Annotated in this window: 14 protein-coding genes; 7 read left to right on the plus strand and 7 right to left on the minus strand. The window is 74.9% G+C overall.

The genetic code is table 11. From position 1 onward, the window contains the following. Window positions 1-16: 16 nt before the first annotated feature. Both CFP66_RS17055 and CFP66_RS17060 read left to right on the plus strand, forming a co-directional pair. A complete protein-coding gene (locus CFP66_RS17055; RefSeq protein WP_094925180.1) occupies window positions 17-826 on the plus strand; it encodes an NAD(P)H-binding protein in 810 nt (269 codons plus the stop codon). 67 nt (window positions 827-893) lie between these two features. Next, complete coding sequence (locus tag CFP66_RS17060; RefSeq protein WP_198961501.1) at window positions 894-1,634, plus strand: DsbA family protein; 741 nt, start codon at window positions 894-896, stop codon at window positions 1,632-1,634. A 27-nt stretch (window positions 1,635-1,661) separates the two neighbouring features. Here CFP66_RS17060 and CFP66_RS50305 read toward each other — a convergent pair whose 3' ends face one another. The 3 genes from CFP66_RS50305 to CFP66_RS17075 form a co-directional block, all read right to left on the minus strand. Continuing rightward, window positions 1,662-2,927 carry a RecX family transcriptional regulator gene (locus CFP66_RS50305; RefSeq protein WP_094925182.1) on the minus strand — a complete coding sequence of 422 codons (1,266 nt, stop codon included), beginning with the start codon at window positions 2,925-2,927 and terminating at the stop codon, window positions 1,662-1,664. A gap of 2 nt (window positions 2,928-2,929) precedes the next feature. Continuing rightward, window positions 2,930-3,970 (minus strand): recombinase RecA, encoded by a 1,041-nt coding sequence (gene recA, locus CFP66_RS17070; RefSeq protein ID WP_094925184.1) that lies wholly within the window; start codon window positions 3,968-3,970, stop codon window positions 2,930-2,932. 228 nt (window positions 3,971-4,198) lie between these two features. Beyond that, window positions 4,199-4,387, minus strand: coding sequence for a DUF3046 domain-containing protein (locus CFP66_RS17075; RefSeq protein ID WP_369805096.1), 189 nt, complete (start codon window positions 4,385-4,387; stop codon window positions 4,199-4,201). 35 nt (window positions 4,388-4,422) lie between these two features. Here CFP66_RS17075 and CFP66_RS17080 point away from each other — a divergent pair, with 35 nt between their 5' ends. Next, window positions 4,423-5,715, plus strand: a complete 1,293-nt coding sequence (locus tag CFP66_RS17080; RefSeq protein ID WP_094925188.1) for a CoA transferase — start codon at window positions 4,423-4,425, stop codon at window positions 5,713-5,715. A gap of 112 nt (window positions 5,716-5,827) precedes the next feature. Next, entirely contained in the window at window positions 5,828-5,962 is a 135-nt protein-coding gene (locus CFP66_RS49950) for a hypothetical protein (protein ID WP_255413873.1), read from the plus strand. A gap of 23 nt (window positions 5,963-5,985) precedes the next feature. Here CFP66_RS49950 and CFP66_RS17085 read toward each other — a convergent pair whose 3' ends face one another. From CFP66_RS17085 to CFP66_RS17095, 3 genes are all read right to left on the minus strand, one after another. Beyond that, a complete protein-coding gene (locus CFP66_RS17085; RefSeq protein ID WP_198961502.1) occupies window positions 5,986-7,221 on the minus strand; it encodes an MFS transporter in 1,236 nt (411 codons plus the stop codon). Between the two features lie 2,268 nt (window positions 7,222-9,489). Next, complete coding sequence (locus tag CFP66_RS17090; protein WP_094925556.1) at window positions 9,490-10,296, minus strand: SDR family NAD(P)-dependent oxidoreductase; 807 nt, start codon at window positions 10,294-10,296, stop codon at window positions 9,490-9,492. Window positions 10,297-10,371: 75 nt separating this feature from the next. After that, a complete protein-coding gene (locus CFP66_RS17095) occupies window positions 10,372-10,875 on the minus strand; it encodes a hemerythrin domain-containing protein (RefSeq protein ID WP_094925192.1) in 504 nt (167 codons plus the stop codon). A 41-nt stretch (window positions 10,876-10,916) separates the two neighbouring features. Between CFP66_RS17095 and CFP66_RS17100 the strand changes: the two genes are divergently transcribed. Continuing rightward, a complete protein-coding gene (locus tag CFP66_RS17100; RefSeq protein ID WP_094925194.1) occupies window positions 10,917-11,663 on the plus strand; it encodes an arginase family protein in 747 nt (248 codons plus the stop codon). Here CFP66_RS17100 and CFP66_RS17105 read toward each other — a convergent pair. After that, window positions 11,649-12,224, minus strand: coding sequence for a TetR/AcrR family transcriptional regulator (locus CFP66_RS17105; protein ID WP_094925196.1), 576 nt, complete (start codon window positions 12,222-12,224; stop codon window positions 11,649-11,651). The genes CFP66_RS17100 and CFP66_RS17105 overlap by 15 nt on opposite strands. A 40-nt stretch (window positions 12,225-12,264) precedes the next feature. Here CFP66_RS17105 and CFP66_RS17110 point away from each other — a divergent pair, with 40 nt between their 5' ends. Both CFP66_RS17110 and CFP66_RS17115 read left to right on the plus strand, forming a co-directional pair. Then, window positions 12,265-13,221, plus strand: a complete 957-nt coding sequence (locus CFP66_RS17110; protein ID WP_094925198.1) for a DMT family transporter — start codon at window positions 12,265-12,267, stop codon at window positions 13,219-13,221. Beyond that, window positions 13,209-17,939 (plus strand): ATP-dependent helicase, encoded by a 4,731-nt coding sequence (locus CFP66_RS17115; protein WP_094925200.1) that lies wholly within the window; start codon window positions 13,209-13,211, stop codon window positions 17,937-17,939. The genes CFP66_RS17110 and CFP66_RS17115 overlap by 13 nt, the downstream gene beginning before the upstream one ends. The last annotated feature ends 19 nt before the right edge of the window (window positions 17,940-17,958 follow it).

The raw sequence follows: 17,958 nt of genomic DNA on the forward strand, positions 1-17,958 counted from the left end.
CGGACAAGGGGGAAGCGTGACGATCCTGGTGACGGGCGCGACGGGGAACATCGGCCGGATGGTCGTCGACCACCTGCTGGCTCGCGGGGCGGGCGCCGTCCGGGCGCTCACCACGAATCCCGCCAAGGCCGCGCTGCCCGAGGGCGTGGAGGTCGCCGTGGGCTACCTGCGCAAGCCCACGACCCTGCCCGCGGCCTTCGACGGGGTCGAGGCGATGTACCTCGCGCCGACCCCGGACACCGTCGAGGAGGTCCTCGGCCTGGCCCGCGAGGCCGGGGTGCAGCGGATCGTCGACCTCTCCGGCGAGCACGAGAGCTGGTGGGGCGGGGTCGCCAAGTCGGTGGAGGCCAGCGGCATGGCGTGGACGCACCTGTCCCCCGGGGACTTCATGGAGAACACGCTGAGCTGGGCGCCGCAGATCATCGAGGCCGACGCGGTGCGGGAGCCGTACCCGCAGGGCCGCAGCACCCCGATCGCGATGGACGACATCGCGCGGGTCGCCGCCACCGTGCTGACGACCGTCGGGCACGACGGCCAGGCGCTGCCGCTGACCGGCCCCGAGATCCTCTCGCGGGTCGATCTCGCCGACCGGATCGGCGCGGCCCGCGGCAAGCCGGTGCGGTTCGAGACGGTCACCCGGGACGAGGCGGTGGCGGCGCTGGAGCCGACCATGGGCGACGAAGCCGCGTGGTACGTCGACACGATCTTGGCGGGATCGGTGGAGTGGCCCGCCGAGGTGCAGCCCACCGTGGAGCGGGTCACCGGCGCGCCCGCCACCACGTTCGCGCAGTGGGCCCAGGCCAACGCCGCGAGGTTCCTCCCCTGACCTCGGGCCGGTGGGGCGCTCGGACAGCGACGTGCCGGGTGCCGACCGCAGGACTACGGTCGGCACCGTGGCCGATACCGACATCCACTTCTACTTCGACCCCGTCTGTCCCTTCGCCTGGATGACGAGCAAATGGGTGCGGACGGTGCAGGCCCGCCGCGACTACCGCGTGGACTGGCGGTTCATCTCGCTGCGCCTGCTGAACTCCCACATCGACTACGACGCGCACTTCCCGCCCGAGTACGAGGCCGGCCACACCGCGGGCCTGCGGTTGCTGCGGATGGCGGCCCGCACCCGCGAGGAGCACGGCAGGGAGGCCATCGAGGGGCTCTACGCCGCGCTCGGGGCGCGCATCTTCGACAGCGAGCGCGACCGCGACCGCGACCGCGACGAGACGGGCGTCCGCGAGCAGCGCGGCACGCGGGGGTTCGTCGAACCCGTACTCACCGGGCTGGGGTTGCCGCTCGCACTCGCCGACGCGCTGGACGACCCGGCGTGGGACGCGGTCGTCCAGGCCGAGACCGACGAGGCCCTCGCCCTGACCGGCAAGGACGTCGGCACGCCGATCCTGCACTTCGAACCGCCCGAGGGTGTCGCCTTCTTCGGTCCGGTGATCAGCCGCCTGCCCGACGACGAGCAGGCGCTCGAGCTGTGGGACCACGTGATCGCGCTCGCCCGCTTCCCCGGCTTCTCGGAGATGAAGCGCAGCCTGCGCGAGCAGGTGCAGCTGCGCGCCTTCGGCGTCGGTGAGGACCAGGTCGGGACGCAGGAGGACTGGCACGGCGGGAGCAGGCGACAGAAGCGGTAGCACCCCCGCGGTCGGCCCCGTACCGCATCAGTCCTCGGGTGGTTCGACGTCGCCGAGCTCGTCGGATTCGGCGCCGCGCTCCGCGAGCGCCTCCTTCACCACCCGGTAGGCGGTGCCCGCCCCGTAGCCCTTGCGGGCGAGCATGCCGACCAGCCGTCGGCTGGCCACGGCGCGCTGCTCGGTGGTGCCGACCGCGAGCGAGCGCAGCTTCCGATCGACGAGTTCGCGGGCGCGCTGCGCCTCGGAATCCTCGTCGACCTCGGCGAGCGCCTCGCCCGCGTCCTCCTCGCTCACGCCCTTGCGCCGCAGCTCCATCGCGATGGCCCGCCGGGCCAACCCACGGTGGTTGTGCCGGGAACGCACCCACTGCCCCGCGAACGCGGCGTCGTCGATCAGGCCGACCTCGTCGAAGCGGTCGAGCACCGAGTGTGCGGCGTCGTCCGGCACGCCCTTGCGGTGCAGCGCCTGCGCGAGCTCCTGGCGCGTGCGGGCACGGTCGGTGAGCAACCGGAGGCAGATCTCCCGGGCAGTGGCAACCGGATCGGCATCCGGATCGAGCTCCGCCCGGCCTCCCGGCCAACGGCTCGCGCCGCCCCGCCCGCCGGACCGGCCGCCGCCCCGGCTCCCGTCGCGGCGATCCCCTGCGTCGGGGCCCGGCACCGCCTCGCGCTGGTCGGCAACGTGCGGATCAGAAGCAGTGTGCGGATCAGCGGCGCTGCGCGGATCAGCAGCGCTGCGGGGCTCGGCTGCGCGCTGGGAATCGGCTGCCGCGGCGCGGCGCTGCGCTCGCCGCGAGCCGCGCGTGCCGGCTCCCCCGCCCGTCCGGCGCGGGCCGCCGCGTTCACCACGTGCGGCACCGCCGCGGCGGAGGGCACCGGGACCGAGCTCGGCCACGCCGACGTCCGCTCGATCGGCCCCGAGCCCGCCGGTATCGAAGAGCGCCACCGGCTCGTGGACGGGCGTCGGTGGGGCAGCGTCGAAGGAGGCCACCGGCGCGGCGGCCTGCTCGACCGCGCCGATGCGCCCCAGATCGGCCGCGACGCCCGGATCTGGCGCCTCCGCCCCCTCGCGGGAACCAGCCGGAGCCGCAGCCCCGGACCCGTCCGACGACGCCGGTTCGGCAGCCGAGCCGGTGGTCGAGCCGGTGGTCGAGCCCGAGCCGGGCGCGCTCAGCGCATCGAACCGTGCGACCGGCGCGCCCGCGGGCTCCGCTACCCCGCCGGCGATCCCGTCGAGGCGGGCAACGCTCGCCTCGACCTGATCAGCCGGGTGCTCGCGCCGGCCCTCGGCCATGCTCAGAAGTCGACGGGAGCGGGCAGCGACTCGGCCCCGGTGTCGACCTGAGCGCCGATCCCGAGCTTCTCCTTGATCCGCTTCTCGATCTCGTTGGCGACGTCGGGGTTCTCGCGCATGAACTTGCGGGCGTTCTCCTTGCCCTGCCCGAGCTGGTCGCCCTCGTAGGTGTACCAGGCGCCGGACTTGCGCACGATGCCCTGCTCGACGCCCACGTCGACCAACGAACCTTCGCGGCTGATGCCGACGCCGTAGAGGATGTCGAACTCGGCCTGCTTGAACGGCGGCGCCACCTTGTTCTTGACGACCTTGACGCGGGTGCGGTTGCCGACCATGTCGGAGCCGTCCTTGAGCGTCTCGATGCGCCGGATGTCGAGACGCACCGAGGCGTAGAACTTGAGCGCCTTGCCACCCGTGGTGGTCTCCGGGGACCCGAACATCACCCCGATCTTCTCGCGCAGCTGGTTGATGAAGATCATCGTGGTGCCGGAGGTGCTCAGCGCGCCGGTGATCTTGCGCAGGGCCTGGCTCATCAGCCGGGCCTGCAGGCCCACGTGGCTGTCGCCCATCTCGCCCTCGATCTCCGCGCGGGGGACGAGCGCCGCGACCGAGTCGATGACGATGATGTCCAGCGCGCCGGAGCGGATGAGCATGTCGGCGATCTCGAGAGCCTGCTCCCCGGTGTCGGGCTGGGAGACCAGCAGCTCGTCGGTGTCGACGCCGAGCGCCTTGGCGTACTCGGGGTCGAGCGCGTGCTCGGCGTCGATGAACGCGGCGACGCCACCCGCCGCCTGGGCACTGGCCACCGCGTGCAGCGCGACGGTGGTCTTACCGCTTGACTCCGGGCCGTAGATCTCCACGACCCGACCACGGGGCAGGCCACCGACGCCGAGGGCGACGTCGAGCGCGATGGACCCGGTGGGGATGATCCCGATGGGTGGACGAGTGTCGTCGCCGAGGCGCATCACCGACCCCTTGCCGTGGTTCTTCTCGATCTGGGCGAGCGCGAGCTGCAGCGCCTTCTCGCGGTCGGGTGTGCTCATCGCCGGGTCTCCACCTCAGTGCTCGGACGGTTGTCGTTCTGGCGCCGACGGTAGGGGGCGCCACCGACGGTCTGCGTGAGCGGTGGCGATCTGTGGACAGCCGCACCGCGACGTGGAGAAAGCGTAGCGAACACGTGTTCGATCGACCACGGCGACACGCCAGACGGCTACGATGCGCGGCCTGCGTGCGCCGAGCGGCACGCTCCGCCCAGCCCGGGTGTTCGCTCCTCAGCGGCGCGCAGCCGGAACGTCGTAGGCGTTACAGACCGCCTTCCACACCTCACGCGGTTCGATCGCGGCCTCGAGGGCGTCCTCCACGGTGCGGTCGCCGAGCTCGGCGAACACGTGGTCGCGGGACACGGCAGCGGCGCGGGCGGCACCGAACTCGCCCTCCATCAGCTCCCGGAAGTAGGTCATTCGCACCCGTCCCACGGTAGTGGCAGGCTGCAGGCGTGCCCGACCTGCTGCCCGCCGTGTGGGTCGCGCTCGGCGGTGCGGCCGAGGAGCTCGACCGGATCCGTGTCACCGGCCCCCCGGCCGTCCTGCCCTCCCGGTTCCCCGTCACCGCCGTCGGTGCCGCGGCGGTGGGCGCGAGCCTGCTGGCCGCCACCGCGGGTACCGGTGTGCCGGTCGGCGTCGACACCGCCGGGCTCGCCGTGGCGCTGCGCAGCGAGCGGTACGTGCGCCTGGACGGGCGGTCGGTCGGGAGCCCGTTCGACCCGCTGTCCGCCTTCCACCCCACCGCGGACGGCTGGCTGCGGCTGCACGCCAACTACCCGTGGCACCGGGCGGCCGCCCTGCGCGTGCTCGGCTGCGCCGAGGCCGATGCCCCGGCGGCGATCGCGCGGCGCGGCGCCGTCGAGCTGGAGACCGCGCTGCACGCCGCGGGCGGGATCGGCGCCGCGGTGCGCACCGAGCAGGAGTGGCGGGCGGCCTCCGGGACGCCGCCACCGCTCGTGGAGCGGCGCGTGCTCGGCCCCGCCGCGCCGCGCGCGCCGCGACGTCCACGCGTGCTCGACCTCACGCGGGTGATCGCCGGGCCCGTCGCCACGCGGACGCTGGCGGCCCACGGCGCCGACGTCCTGCGCCTCGACCCGCCGGACCGCCCCGAGATCCCCCTGCAGGCCTACGACACGCTGCCGGGCAAGCGCAGCGCCCTGCTCGACCTCGCGGCGCACGGCCCGCTGCTCGAGGAGCTCCTCGCCGGCGCCGACGTCGTCGTCACCGGCTACCGCCCGGGCGCGCTCGACCGGTTCGGGCTGGCCCCCGGGGCGCTGGCCCGCCGCCACCCCGGGCTGGTGATCGTCACGCTGTCGGCGTGGGGGCAGGAGGGCCCGTGGGCACGGCGCCGGGGCTTCGACAGCATCGTGCAGGCGGCGTGCGGGATCGCCCACGCCGAGGCGGCCGGCGGCGTGCCCGGCGCCCTGCCCGCGCAGCTGCTCGACCACGCCACCGGCTACGTGGCCGCCGCCGGCGCCCTTTTCGCGCTGTACGCGCAACGGCGCACGGGCGGGAGCCACCACGTCCGGCTCGCGCTGGCCGGTACGGCCGCCTGGCTGCAGTCGCTACCCCGCACCGATCCCGCCGACCTGCCCGCCGACCCGGCGCCGCACCTCGTCGAGCTCGAGTCGCCGGCCGGGCGCCTGACCCTTGCCGCCCCGCCGGGCACGGTCGACGGAGAACCTCTGAGTTGGCCCGCACCGGCCCCTTCCTTCGGCACGGCACAGCCCCGCTGGGACCCGTGATCACCGGACGGGCGCATCCCCGGCGACATGTCGCCGTGGCTGCACCGAACCGACGATCACGACCATCCGTCGACGAGTCCCCGATCGCGCCCGGGACGGTAGCGTCGTGTCCGTGATGTCCGTTCTCGCGCTCGCGCAGGACCCCACGGGGCTGTCGTCGCCGGTGGGGCGGCTGGTCGTGCTGTTCGGGCTGCTGGCGTCGCTGGCGGTGCTGTTGCGCTGGTGGTGGTACAACCGCAGGCGCTGAGGCGCCGGACGGCCCCGCCTCGCTCAGGTGGCCGGGCGGGGAGCGCGGCGCAGGGCGGTGGTTCCCGCGGCCGCCAGGTACGGCAGGACGACCACCGCGGCCACCACGCCGAGCACCGCGTACGAGGCGCCGGCGACCACGATCCCGGCGGCGACTCCCCCGACGGCGCCGCTGACGTTCATCGCGACGTCGGCCAGGCCCTGCGCGCCGGTGCGCACGTGCGCCGGCACCGACTCCGAGACCAGCGCCGAGCCCGCGACGAGGCCCGCGGACCAGCCGAGGCCCAGCAGCACGAGGCCGGTGGTGAGCAGGCCGGTGTCGGTCGGGCCCGCCACCGCGCACACCACGCCGGCGGCGAGCAGCAACGCCCCGGCCAGCGCGAGCACGCGGGACCGCCCGGCGCGGTCGGCGAGCCAGCCGAACAGCGGGCTGAGCGCGTACATGCCCGCGACGTGCAGGCTGATCACCAGGCCGACCACGGCGAGGGTGGCGCCGCCGTGGTCCATGTGCACCGGCGTCATCGACATGAGTCCGACCATGAGCAGGTGGCTCACCACGATCCCGCCCAGCCCCAGCAGCGCGGCGGGCGAGCTCCGCAGGGCGGCGCGGACCTCCGCTCCCCCGGCAGCCGCCGTCGTGACGCCCGCAGCGTGCCGGGCGAGCAGCAGCGGATCCGGGCGCAGGCCGATCCAGGTGCCGGCCGCCGCCACGGCGAACGCCACCGCGCACAGCAGGTACGGGCCGGTGGTGGGCTCCAGGCCGAGCCCTCCGGCCACCCCTTGGACCGGACCCGCGAGGTTCGGGCCCGCCACCGCACCGACCGTGGTGGCCCAGACGACCATCGCGAGCGAGCGCGCCCGCCGCTCGGGGGCCGCGAGGTCGGTGGCCGCGAAGCGCGCGGCCAGGCCCGCCGCCGTTGCCGCACCGACCAGCACCAGCGCGACGAGCAGGGCGGGCGCCGACCCGACGGAGACGGCCACCACCGCGGCCGCGCCGCCCACCGCTGCGGTGCCGTACCCGAGGCTCAGGGCGGGGCGGCGCCCCTTCCTGGCCGCGACACGCGCCACGACGAACGACGCCGCGGCCGCGCCGAGCACCGAGCCGGTCTGCGCCAGCCCGCCCACGACCTCCGACCCGGACAGCCGCGACGCCACCAGCGAGCTGACCGCGATCGCCGCGGACACACCGACCCCGCCGAGCACTTGGGTGGCGGCGAGCACGATCAGGATGCGGCGCTGTACGGCGGTCTCGACGGGCACGGCCACCGATCCTGGTGCCCCGGCGCCCCCCGCACCACCCGGTTCCCGGCAGCGGGTAGCACGTGCAGGGCGCCGGATGATCGTTGTGAGCCGTACACCGGTGCCCTCGCGACCGCGCTCCTGTACTTCTCGCACGCCGGCCCGCCGCCCTGATCGCCGGGAGTTTCGTCCGAGCCGCAGATCGAGCCTGTTGGCCGAATCGGTCACGGCCCGCACCGCGGACGCTGCGTCGATCACGACACATGGTGGCCGGTCGATCGCCGCTCACGACCGTCCGCCCAGGGTCGACGCTGCTGGTCGGGACGCGGCGCGCGGTGGTCGGTCCGATCAGTACCTGAGGGCGGGCGCTGCGACAGTGGCGTACTCGTCGGAGCGATCACGGCCAGGTGATCGCTCCGATCAGTACCTGGGTGCTGTCGCGACGACGACGGCGGCGTACTCGTCGGGGTGATCAGGGCCGGGTGATCGGTCCGAGCAGTACCTGGGTGCGGGTGCGGCGACAGTGGCGTACTTGTCGGAGCGATCAGCGCCGGGTGATCGGTCCGAGCAGTGCGCGGGTGCTGCCGCGGCGACGGCGGCGTACATGTCGGGCCGAGCAGCCAGGGCCAGGTGATCGGCCCGAGCAGTGCGCGGGTGCTGTCGCGACGACGTCAGGTGCTTCTCGCAGCGATCACCATCCGGCATCCACGGGCCCAGCTCGGCAACGCTCGATCTGTCGACCTCGCACCATTTTCGCTGATCACGGCCACCTCGCGTCCCGGGACGCGCCCCGTGCATGATCAATGAGACGTGAGAGGGGTCTGCTGGAGATCAAACCCCGCTGAGGTCTCGCTCGTGGCGGACGTGGCCGTCCAGGTTCCGCGTCCCGCGCCCGTTGCACGACCACGTAGACGTGAGAGGGGTTGGGGGAAGATCCAACCCCTCTCACGTCTACATCGTCGTGGAATCTCCTGCGGGCGCGCCGTTCCCGGCTCGCGACCACTGCCTCACACCCCGGCCCTGGTCTTCGGCGTAGTCGGCCGGGTTCCCCCTGCTCCTCCCGTCGGCGGGGTGGCCGGGTTGGCAGAACTGCCGAATATCGGGGCCGGGTGGGCGGCCGTCCCCGGCGCGGGCCCAGGCCTGTCCGGGACGAGCCCGCCCCTGCTGGGTGCTCGCGCACCTTGCGGTGGTCCCGATCCACCCCCTCACGATGATCATCGGGCCGGTTCGCGACGCGTCCACCTCTCATGATCGGCGGGATCGAGACATGGGCTGCAGGGGGAGCTTGTCGCCGGATGGGTCAGGCCCGCAGCGCGGGCGCTGCGTCGATCACGAGCAGATGGCGGTCGGTCGATCTTCGGCCACGACCATCCGCCCATGATCGACACTGCCGCTCGGGACGCGGTCCGCGGTGATCGATCTGATCAGCACCTGGAAGCGGGTGTGACGACGGTCGCGTACGTGTCGAGGTGATCAGGGCCTGGTGATCGGTGCGAGCAGTGCGTGGGTGCTGTCGCGGCGACGTCAGGTACTTCTCGGGGTGATCAGGACCGGGTGATCGGTCCGAGCAGTGCGTGGGTGCTGTCGCGGCGACGTCAGGTACTTCTCGGGGTGATCAGGACCGGGTGATCGGTCCGAGCAGTGCGTGGGTGCTGTCGCGGCGACGTCAGGTACTTCTCGCAGCGATCGCCATCGCGCGGCCGCGGGCCCCATTCGGCAACACGCTCCCGGTGCGGCTCATGTCCCCGATCCGCTGATCAAGGCCGTTGTCGGAGGGGTTCGGGAACGGCACCACCGCCATTCGAGTGGGCACCCGGCCGCGACGGGCTCGTCCACAACTGGCCTGGGCCAGGTCGGGAACGGCCGCCCGAACGACCACGATATTCGTGGCTCGTGCCCAACCCGGCCACCTTCGGCGCGGTCGGCGCCGGCCCCACTGCGAGTGAGACCCCGGTGCGGGGTGGGCAGGAGGTCTCGAGCCGGGGACGGCGCGCCCACCGCAACCAGGCCTACGAGGCAGGGCCGCGGGGAAGAGCGACGGCAGCCTCACCCCGTCCGTGTTCCGCCACGCCCCCGGATTTGCGCCGCCCACCCCGTCGACGGGGGCGTGGGACGGGAGGAGAAGGCGTGGGCGCGCCCACGCAATCCGTCCCGAGCGGCAGCACCCTCCGGGAGAGGAGCCGGCCGCGGCGCCCGGTCGAGGTGTGCTCACGCACCCGTTCCGGCTGCGCACCCCGTCGACACGCCGCTCGCGCGGAGAAGTGAGGGACGTGGGCGGTGGCTACCGCGTCAGACGGCCTTGAGGAACCCCCCGTCCACGACGACGTCGGCGCCCGTCGTGCTCGCCGAGCGTGCGGAGGCGAGCAGCACGATCACGTCGGCGACCTCCTGCGGGTCGACGAGGCGCCCGGTGCGCAGCGCCATCATCTCGGGAGCGATCTGGTCCATGACCGCGTCGCGGTCCGCGCCGACCGCGGCCGCGAGGATGTCGGCCGCGCCGCCCTCCTCAGTCCACCACGCGGTGCGGACGGGACCCGGGGACACCGTGTTCACCCGCACCCCCTGGGGCGCGAACTCCTCCGACAGGGCCTTCGTCAGGTTGTTCAGGGCCGCCTTCGCGGACGCGTAGTCGACGTTCATCGGGCCGGGCTGGCGGGCGTTCACCGTCGAGACGTTCACGATCGCGCCGCCGCCGCGTTCCAGCATCGCCGGGATCGCCGCCCGCACCGCCCGGACGACGGCGAACAGGTTGAACTCGAACATCTCCCGCCAGTCCGCGTCGGTGAGCGGGAGGAAGGAGAAGCGGGGCAGGGACACGCCGGGCGGCGGCCCGCCGGCGTTGTTGACCAGGATGTCCAGCCCGCCGAAGACGTCCACGGCGTGCGTGACGACCGCGGCGGGTGCGTCGGGGTCGGTCAGGTCGACGGGCAGGTGCACGAGGCCGGGCCCGGCGAGCGCGTCGAGCTCGGCGCTGCTCTTGCGCGACGCCACGACCACGCGGGCGCCTTCCGCACGCAGGGTGCGCGCCGTCGCGAGGCCGATGCCCTTGCTACCGCCGGTGACGACGGCGACCTTGTCAGCGAGATTCAGTTCCACACCGAAGAGCCTCGCGGCCGGCGCGCCCCCGGTCCGGCGGAGATCGGACACCGCATGTCGGCGTCCGATTCCCGCTCAGCCGCCGTGTTCGGACACGTACTCGTCCGGGTCCTTGTCTGCGCCGGAGAGTCCCCGGGCACCGCGGTGCTCGTCCTCGAAGCCGGCGAACCGGGCACCGAGCTCCTGCCGCAGCTCCAGCGACGCGGCCCGCAGGAAGTCGGGGAGGTCGTCGTGCTCCTCCTCGTCCAGGTGCTCGTCGTTCGCCTCGCGCGCGTCCTGGATCCCCGCCCACCACTCGTCGCTGCCGACCTCGGCGGCCGCCGCGCGCCGGATGCCCTGGCGGATCTCGTCGTGGTCGCCGATGGCGTCGCGCGTCTCGTCCTCGCTGCCCTCCACCTGCTGCAGCAGCGCGGGGTAGAAGTGCTCCTCCTCCGCGGACGCGTGCGTCTCCAGGCGCGCGGCGAGGCCGAGCCACACCTCGTTGGCGGCCTGCGGGTCGGCACGCAGTTCGGCGAGCCGGGCGAAGCGGCTGCGGAACCACTCGTGGTCGTCGAGGATCAACCGGATCACGTCGGGCATTCCCGGTGGTAGCCCGGGCGGCGGGGCAGCAAACTGTGCACGTGACCGTGATCGCCGTCCCGTTCCACCTCGACGAGCCCCTCCCCGAGCTGGACCTCCCCCTGCCCGCGGAACGCACGATCGCGCCGGCGCTGCCGCCGGGCACGCCGTGGGAGCGGATGGCGGTCCTCTACGAGCAGGTCGCCGCCGCGGTCGCGGCGGAGGTCGGAGCGGGCCGCGTGCCGGTCGTGGCCTCCGGCGACTGCACGACCGCGCTCGGCGTGGTCGCCGGCCTGCAGCGGGCCGGGCGCGATCCCCGGATCGTGTGGTTCGACGCCCACGGTGACGTGCAGGCGCCGGACACGTCCGCCTCGGGGTACCTGGGCGGGTTCCCGGTGCGCCAGCTGGTGGGCGGCTCCGACCGCACGCTCCCCGGGCGGCTGGGGCTGCGGCCGGTCGCGGAGCACGACGTGGTGCTGGTCGACGCCCGGGACCTGGACCCGCCCGAGGTGGCGTTCCTGGCGGGCTCGCAGATCCGGCACGTGCCGGTCGCCGAGTTGGCGTCGGCGCTGCCGGACGGGCCGGTCTACCTGCACGTCGACGTCGACGTCATCGACCCGGCAGACCTCCCGGGGCTGCTGTTCCCGGCCCCGGGTGGCCCGCCGCTGTCCGCGGTGGCGGACGCCGTCCGGACCGTCGTCGCCGCCGGTGGCGTGGCCGCGGTCGGGCTCGCGTGCACCTATCGCGCCGGCGACGGTGCCGGCCGACGGCTGGCCGGGCTCGTCCAGGAGCTGTCAGCCCTCCAGTAGCCGGGCGGCGGCGGCGCGGGCGTGCTCGATCGCGTCGGCCTGCCCGCCCGCGGTGACCGCGACGTTGGCGCCCTCGTACAGCACGTGCAGCTGCCCACCGAGGCGTTCCGCATCCGGGAGGCCCAACGCCTGCACCTGCGCGGTGAACAGCGCCCGCATCGCCGCCTTCTCGGCGCGGACGACGGTGACGCCCGGGTGGTCGGTCCCCCCGATCTCGGCGTGGGCGTTGACGAACGCGCACCCGCGGTCCTGATCGGCGAGCCGCTCCTCGAGCGCGTCGAACACCGCCAGCACCCGGCCCCGCCCGGGCGGCGTGCGCTCGAGGTACTCGCCCACGAACACCTGCCAGCGCCGCGCCCTGCGGCGCAGGTAGAGCGCGACCAGCGCGTCCTTGCTGCCGAACCGGTCGTAGAGGGTCTTCTTGGTGGTGCCCGCGGAGTCGGCGATCAGGTCGACCCCCACCGCGCGGATCCCGCGCCGGTAGAACAGCTCCGCCGCGGCGGTGACGAGCCGCTCGCCCGCGGGCGTCAGCGGCTGCTCGACGTCGAAGTCGGTGTCCATACACGGCAAGTATACCGACCGGTATGGTTACCTGCAAGGCATGGATGGACGACGGGTGGACGCGGCCGCCGGTGCGGCGCTGGTGGTGATGTGGAGCTCCGGCTTCGTGGGAGCCGAGCTGGGAACGCGGTTCGCGCCGGCCGACACCCTCCTCGCCTGGCGCTACCTGGTGGCGGCCGGAGTCCTGACGGCGCTGGCCGCCGTGCTGGGCACGCGCCTCGGACCGCGCGCGCTGCTGCGCCAGGGTGTGCTCGGGTTGCTGTGGCAGTGCCTCTACCTCGGCGGGGTCGTCACCGGTGTCGCGCTCGGGGTGCCACCCGGTACCACCGCGCTGATCGCCGCGCTCCAGCCGCTGCTCGTCGCCGCGGCCGCCGGGCCGCTGCTCGGGGAGCGCACCGGACCCGGCCGGCGCACGGGCCTCGGGCTGGGCCTCGCCGGCGTCGTCCTCGTCGTCGGCGCCGACCTCGGCCTCGCGGGCGCGCCGTGGTGGGCCTACCTGCTCCCGGTCGGCGGCATGGCGGCGCTGTCGGCGGGCACGTTGCTGGAGCGGCGGCTGCGCCCCGCCGAGACCCCCCTGCAGTCCCTGACCGCGCAGACCGTGCTCGGGGCCGGATTCTTCGTCGCCGTGGCCGCCGCGGGGGGCCGGCTGCAACCGCCGGCCGACCCGGCCTTCTGGTGGGCGGTGGCCTGGGTGGTCGTCCTGTCCACCTTCGGTGGCTACGGCGCCTACCTGGTCGTGCTGCGCCGCAGCGGGGCCGTGCGCGTCAGCACGCTGCTCTACCTCACCCCGCCGACGACGATGGTGTGGGCACTGCTCATGTTCGGCGAGGTGCCCGGCCCGCTCGCGGTTCCCGGCATCGTGCTCTGCGCGGCGGGCGTGGCCCTCGCGCTGCGCACGTCGCGAACCCCGACCCACCCGACGAGCGGCACCCTCGTCGGTGCGGGGACCGCGTTCCGCCGGAACTGTCGGGGGCCGGGCGCATCATGGAGGGCGTGACGGCGCTCGACGGGTTCTCCCCGCCCACCCGCGATTGGTTCCGCGGGGCCTTCGCCGCGCCCACGGCCGCCCAGGAGGGGGCCTGGTCGGCGGCGCAGGCGGGCAAGCACGCGCTCGTCGTCGCGCCCACCGGCTCGGGCAAGACGCTGGCCGCGTTCCTGTGGGCGCTCGACCGCCTCGCCGCCACACCGCCGCCGGAGCCGGCGCAGCGCTGCCGCGTGCTGTACGTGTCCCCGCTCAAGGCGCTCGCCGTCGACGTGCAGCGCAACCTGCGCTCCCCGCTCACCGGCATCCGGCAGGCCGCGCAGCGCCTCGGGCTGCCGGTTCCCGACATCACGGTCGGCATGCGCACCGGCGACACCCCGGCCGACGAGCGCCGGCAGTTCGCGCGCACCCCGCCCGACGTGCTCGTCACCACGCCGGAGTCGCTGTTCCTGCTGCTCACCTCCGCCGCGCGGGAGTCGCTGCGCGGCGTGCAGACGGTGATCGTCGACGAGGTGCACGCCGTGGCCGGCACCAAGCGCGGCGCGCACCTCGCGCTGTCGCTGGAGCGTCTCGACGAGCTGTTGCCGCAGCCCGCCCAGCGCATCGGGCTGTCGGCCACCGTGCGCCCGGTCGACGAGGTGGCCACGTTCCTCGCAGGCGCGCGCCCGGTGGAGGTGGTGCAGCCGCCGATCCCGAAGACGATCGAGGTCACCGTCGAGGTCCCGGTGCCCGACCTCGCCGCCCTCGACGAGCAGCCCTCGGTGGGCAGCAGCGACGAGGAGGTCATCGGTTCGGCGGCCGGCACCGCGCAGCGGCCCTCGATCTGGCCCGCCGTGGAGCGACGCCTGCTCCGGCTGGTGCGGGAGCACCGCTCCACGATCGTCTTCTCCAACTCCCGGCGCCTGGCCGAGCGGCTCACCGCTCGGCTCAACGAGCTGGCCGCCGAGGAGGCCGACGGGGAGGTGCAGGACCTCGACACCTTCCCCGCCGAGGCCGTCGGGCAGTCCGGCGTCGGCGGCGGCGCGGCGCCCACCGTGGCGAAGGCGCACCACGGCTCGATGTCGCGCGAGCAGCGCACGCTCGTGGAGGAGGAGCTCAAGAGCGGCCTGCTGCCGTGCGTGGTGGCCACCTCGAGCCTGGAGCTGGGCATCGACATGGGGGCGGTCGACCTCGTCGTGCAGGTCGAGGCCCCGCCGAGCGTGGCGTCGGGGCTGCAGCGCGTGGGGCGCGCCGGCCACCAGGTGGGGGCGGTCTCGCGTGGCGTGGTGTTCCCGAAGTACCGGGGCGACCTCGTCTCCTGCGCCGTGGTCGCCGAGCGGATGACGAGCGGGGCCATCGAGTCCATGCGCTACCCGCGCAACCCGCTCGACGTGCTCGCCCAGCACGTCGTGGCGATGGTGGCCCTGGAGGCGTGGCAGCTCGACGACCTCGCCCGCGTCGTCCGGCGGGCGGCGCCGTTCGCGGCGTTGCCGGAGTCGGCGCTGCACGCCGTGCTCGACATGCTGGCCGGGCGCTACCCGTCCGAGGAGTTCGGCGAGCTGCGCGCCCGCATCACCTGGGACCGGGTCACCGACACGCTGCAGGGCCGCCCGGGCGCGCAGCGGCTCGCCGTCACGTCCGGGGGCACCATCCCCGACCGCGGGCTGTTCACGGTCATGACGCCTGGCGGGGCCGACGGGCGCGGCTCCCGGGTGGGCGAGCTCGACGAGGAGATGGTCTACGAGTCCCGCGTCGGCGACACGTTCCTGCTCGGCACCTCCAGCTGGACCGTGCAGGACATCACCCATGACCGCGTGATCGTCACCCCGGCCCCGGGGCAGCCGGCGCGGATGCCGTTCTGGAAGGGCGAGCAGGTCGGTCGCCCGCTGGAGCTGGGGCGGGCGGTCGGTGCGTTCGTGCGCGAGATGGCGGGCCTGTCCGCCGAGGACGCCCGCGAGCGCGCCACGGCGGCCGGGCTCGACGAGTGGGCCGCCGACAACCTCATCGCCTACCTGCACGAGCAGCGCGAGACCACCCGTCACGTGCCCAGCGACCGCACCCTGCTCGTGGAGCGGTTCCGCGACGAGCTGGGTGACTGGCGGCTGGTGGTGCACTCCCCGTTCGGGGCCAAGGTCAACGGCCCGTGGGCGCTCGCGATCGCCGCCCGGATGCGGGAGCGGCGCGGGGTCGAGGTGCACGCGTCGGGCGCCGACGACGGCATCGTCCTGCGGATCCCCGACGCCGTCGACGAGTCCGGCGCCGAGGTCGTGCCCACCGCCGAGGACGTGCTGCTCGACCCGGCCGAGGTGGAGCAGATCGTGGTGGCCGAGCTGGGCGGGTCCTCGCTGTACGCGTCCCGGTTCCGGGAGTGCGCGGCCCGGTCCCTGCTGCTCCCCCGCCGCGACCCGCGGCGGCGCACGCCGCTGTGGCAGCAGCGGCAGCGGGCCTCGCAGCTGCTCGCGGTGGCCGGGCGCTACGAGCAGTTCCCGGTCACCCTCGAGGCCATGCGCGAGTGCGTGCAGGACGTCTACGACCTGCCCGGCCTGCGCGAGCTGATGGCCGACGTGCAGGCGCGCAAGGTGCGGGTGGTCGAGGTGGCCACGCCGGCCCCGTCACCGTTCGCGCGCAGCCTGCTGTTCGGCTACGTCGGGATGTTCCTCTACGAGTCCGACGCGCCGCTGGCCGAGCGGCGCGCAGCGGCCCTGTCGCTCGATTCCACGCTGCTGGCGGAGCTGCTCGGCTCGGAGGCCATCCGCGAGCTGCTCGACCCGGACGTCGTTGCCGAGGTCGAGGCGCAGCTGCAGCGGCTCGCCCCCGACCGGCACGCGCGCGACGCCGAGGGCGCGGCCGACCTGCTGCGCTTCCTCGGCGACCTCACCACCGCCGAGGCGGCGGCCCGCGGCGTGCAGGAGGAATGGCTGCACGGGCTGGAGTCCACGCGCCGGGCCATCCGCGTCCGCATGGGCGGCGAGGAGCGCTGGCTGGCCGTCGAGGACGCCGGACGGGTGCGCGACGCGCTCGGCGCGGCCCTGCCCGTCGGGGTGCCCGAGACGTTCACCGAGCCCGTGGCCGACCCGTTGGGCGATCTCGTCCTGCGCTACGCCCGCAGCCACGCCCCGTTCGCCGCGTCAGAGTGCGCGGCGCGCTTCGGGCTCGGGGTGGCGGTGGTGGGCGGCGTGCTCGACCGGCTGGTCGGCACCGGTCGCCTGGTGCGCGGCGAGCTGCGTCCGCTCGCCTTGGCGCCGGCCGGCGCCGGCCACGGCGCCGATCCGCTCGAGTACTGCGACGGCGAGGTGCTGCGGCGGTTGCGGCGCGGCTCGCTCGCGCGGTTGCGCGCCGAGGTCGAGCCGGTGGAGCAGCAGGCGCTCGGGCGGTTCCTGCCCGCCTGGCAGGGCGTGCAGGCCGCGCCCGGAGGGGAACGACGCGGGCGGATGCGGCGCGCGCCGGGCGCGGAGGACGTGCTCGGCGTGGTGGAGCAGCTCGCCGGGGCGCCGCTGCCGGCGAGCGCGCTGGAGTCGCTGGTCCTGCCCGCCCGGCTGCCCGGCTACACCCCGGCGCTGCTCGACGAGCTCACCGCGGCGGGCGAGGTCACCTGGACCGGCTGCGGGCCCCTCGCCGGCACCGACGGCTGGCTCGCGGTCGCCCCGTCCGACGTCGCCGACCTGTTGCTGCCCGAGCCCGAGCCCGACATCGCCGGCACGCCGTTGCACCGGGCCGTCCTCACCGCGCTGGGCCTGCCCGAGCTCGACGCCCCACCGGTCGGCGGCGGCGCGCTCTTCTTCCGCGAGCTGGCCGACCGCGCCACGCGCACCCTGCTCGACGCCGGGGAGCAGGCCCCGGCCGACGACGTGGTCGTCGCCGCGGTCTGGGACCTGGTGTGGGCGGGTCTGCTCACCAACGACACCCTCGCACCGCTGCGGGGGCGCCTGGGCGGGGGGCGAGCACCGGGCAGCCGGGGCGCCCCGGCCCACCGCAGCCGCCGCTCACCTGCGCGGGGCCGGTACGCGCAGCTGCGCGCCGGGCGCCCGGCGATGCCGAGCCGCAGCGGACCGCCCTCGGTCGGCGGGCGGTGGGCACTCGCTGCGCCGCGCGAGCCCGACCCCACCCGCAGGGCCCACGCACGCGCGGAGGCGTTCCTGGAACGTCACGGCGTGCTCACCCGCGGCGCGCTGGGCACCGAACGGGTCAGCGGGGGCTTCGCCGGGGTCTACCGGGTGCTGCGGGCCATGGAGGATTCCGGGCGCGCCCGCCGCGGTTACGTGGTGGAGGGCCTCGGGGCAGCGCAGTTCGCGGTGCCCGGGGCGATCGACCGGCTCCGCGCGATGTCGCGGCCGGACGGCGGCCCGCCGGGGAGGTCGGAGGCCGACGCGCGCGGCTCGGGCGGCCCGTCCAGCGTGGTGCTGGCCGCCGCCGATCCGGCGCAGGCCTACGGGGCCGCGCTGGCCTGGCCCGCCACGGTCGGCGACAGCAAGCACCGGCCCGGGCGAAAGGCGGGCGCGCTGGTCGTGCTCGTGGAGGGTGCACCCGTGCTCTACGTCGAGAGGGGCGGCCGGTCGCTGCTGTCGTTCAGCGGGGAGCGCGAGGAGCTCGTGGCGGCCGCCCACGCCCTGGCCGGTGCCGTGCACGAGGGCTGGCTGGGGAGCCTGGCCGTCGAGCGCGCCGACGGCGTCGGGTCGCTGGGCTCCGACCTGGCCGAGGTGCTCACCGAGGCCGGTTTCCGGGTCACACCGAAGGGCCTGCGCCTGCGGGCCTGACAACGGCGCCCCGATGTCG

This window comes from Pseudonocardia sp. MH-G8 (assembly GCF_002262885.1).
GTDB lineage: Bacteria > Actinomycetota > Actinomycetes > Mycobacteriales > Pseudonocardiaceae > Pseudonocardia.

Excerpts from the sequence above, each read along its gene's own strand:
- CFP66_RS17110 (WP_094925198.1), top strand. The coding sequence starts at position 12,265 with ATGGATGGACGACGGGTGGACGCGGCCGCCGGTGCGGCGCTGGTGGTG.
- CFP66_RS17075 (WP_369805096.1), bottom strand. The coding sequence starts at position 4,387 with ATGACCTACTTCCGGGAGCTGATGGAGGGCGAGTTCGGTGCCGCCCGC.
- recA (WP_094925184.1), bottom strand. The coding sequence starts at position 3,970 with ATGAGCACACCCGACCGCGAGAAGGCGCTGCAGCTCGCGCTCGCCCAG.
- CFP66_RS17095 (WP_094925192.1), bottom strand. The coding sequence starts at position 10,875 with ATGCCCGACGTGATCCGGTTGATCCTCGACGACCACGAGTGGTTCCGC.
- CFP66_RS50305 (WP_094925182.1), bottom strand. The coding sequence starts at position 2,927 with ATGGCCGAGGGCCGGCGCGAGCACCCGGCTGATCAGGTCGAGGCGAGC.
- CFP66_RS17105 (WP_094925196.1), bottom strand. The coding sequence starts at position 12,224 with ATGGACACCGACTTCGACGTCGAGCAGCCGCTGACGCCCGCGGGCGAG.
- CFP66_RS17115 (WP_094925200.1), top strand. The coding sequence starts at position 13,209 with ATGGAGGGCGTGACGGCGCTCGACGGGTTCTCCCCGCCCACCCGCGAT.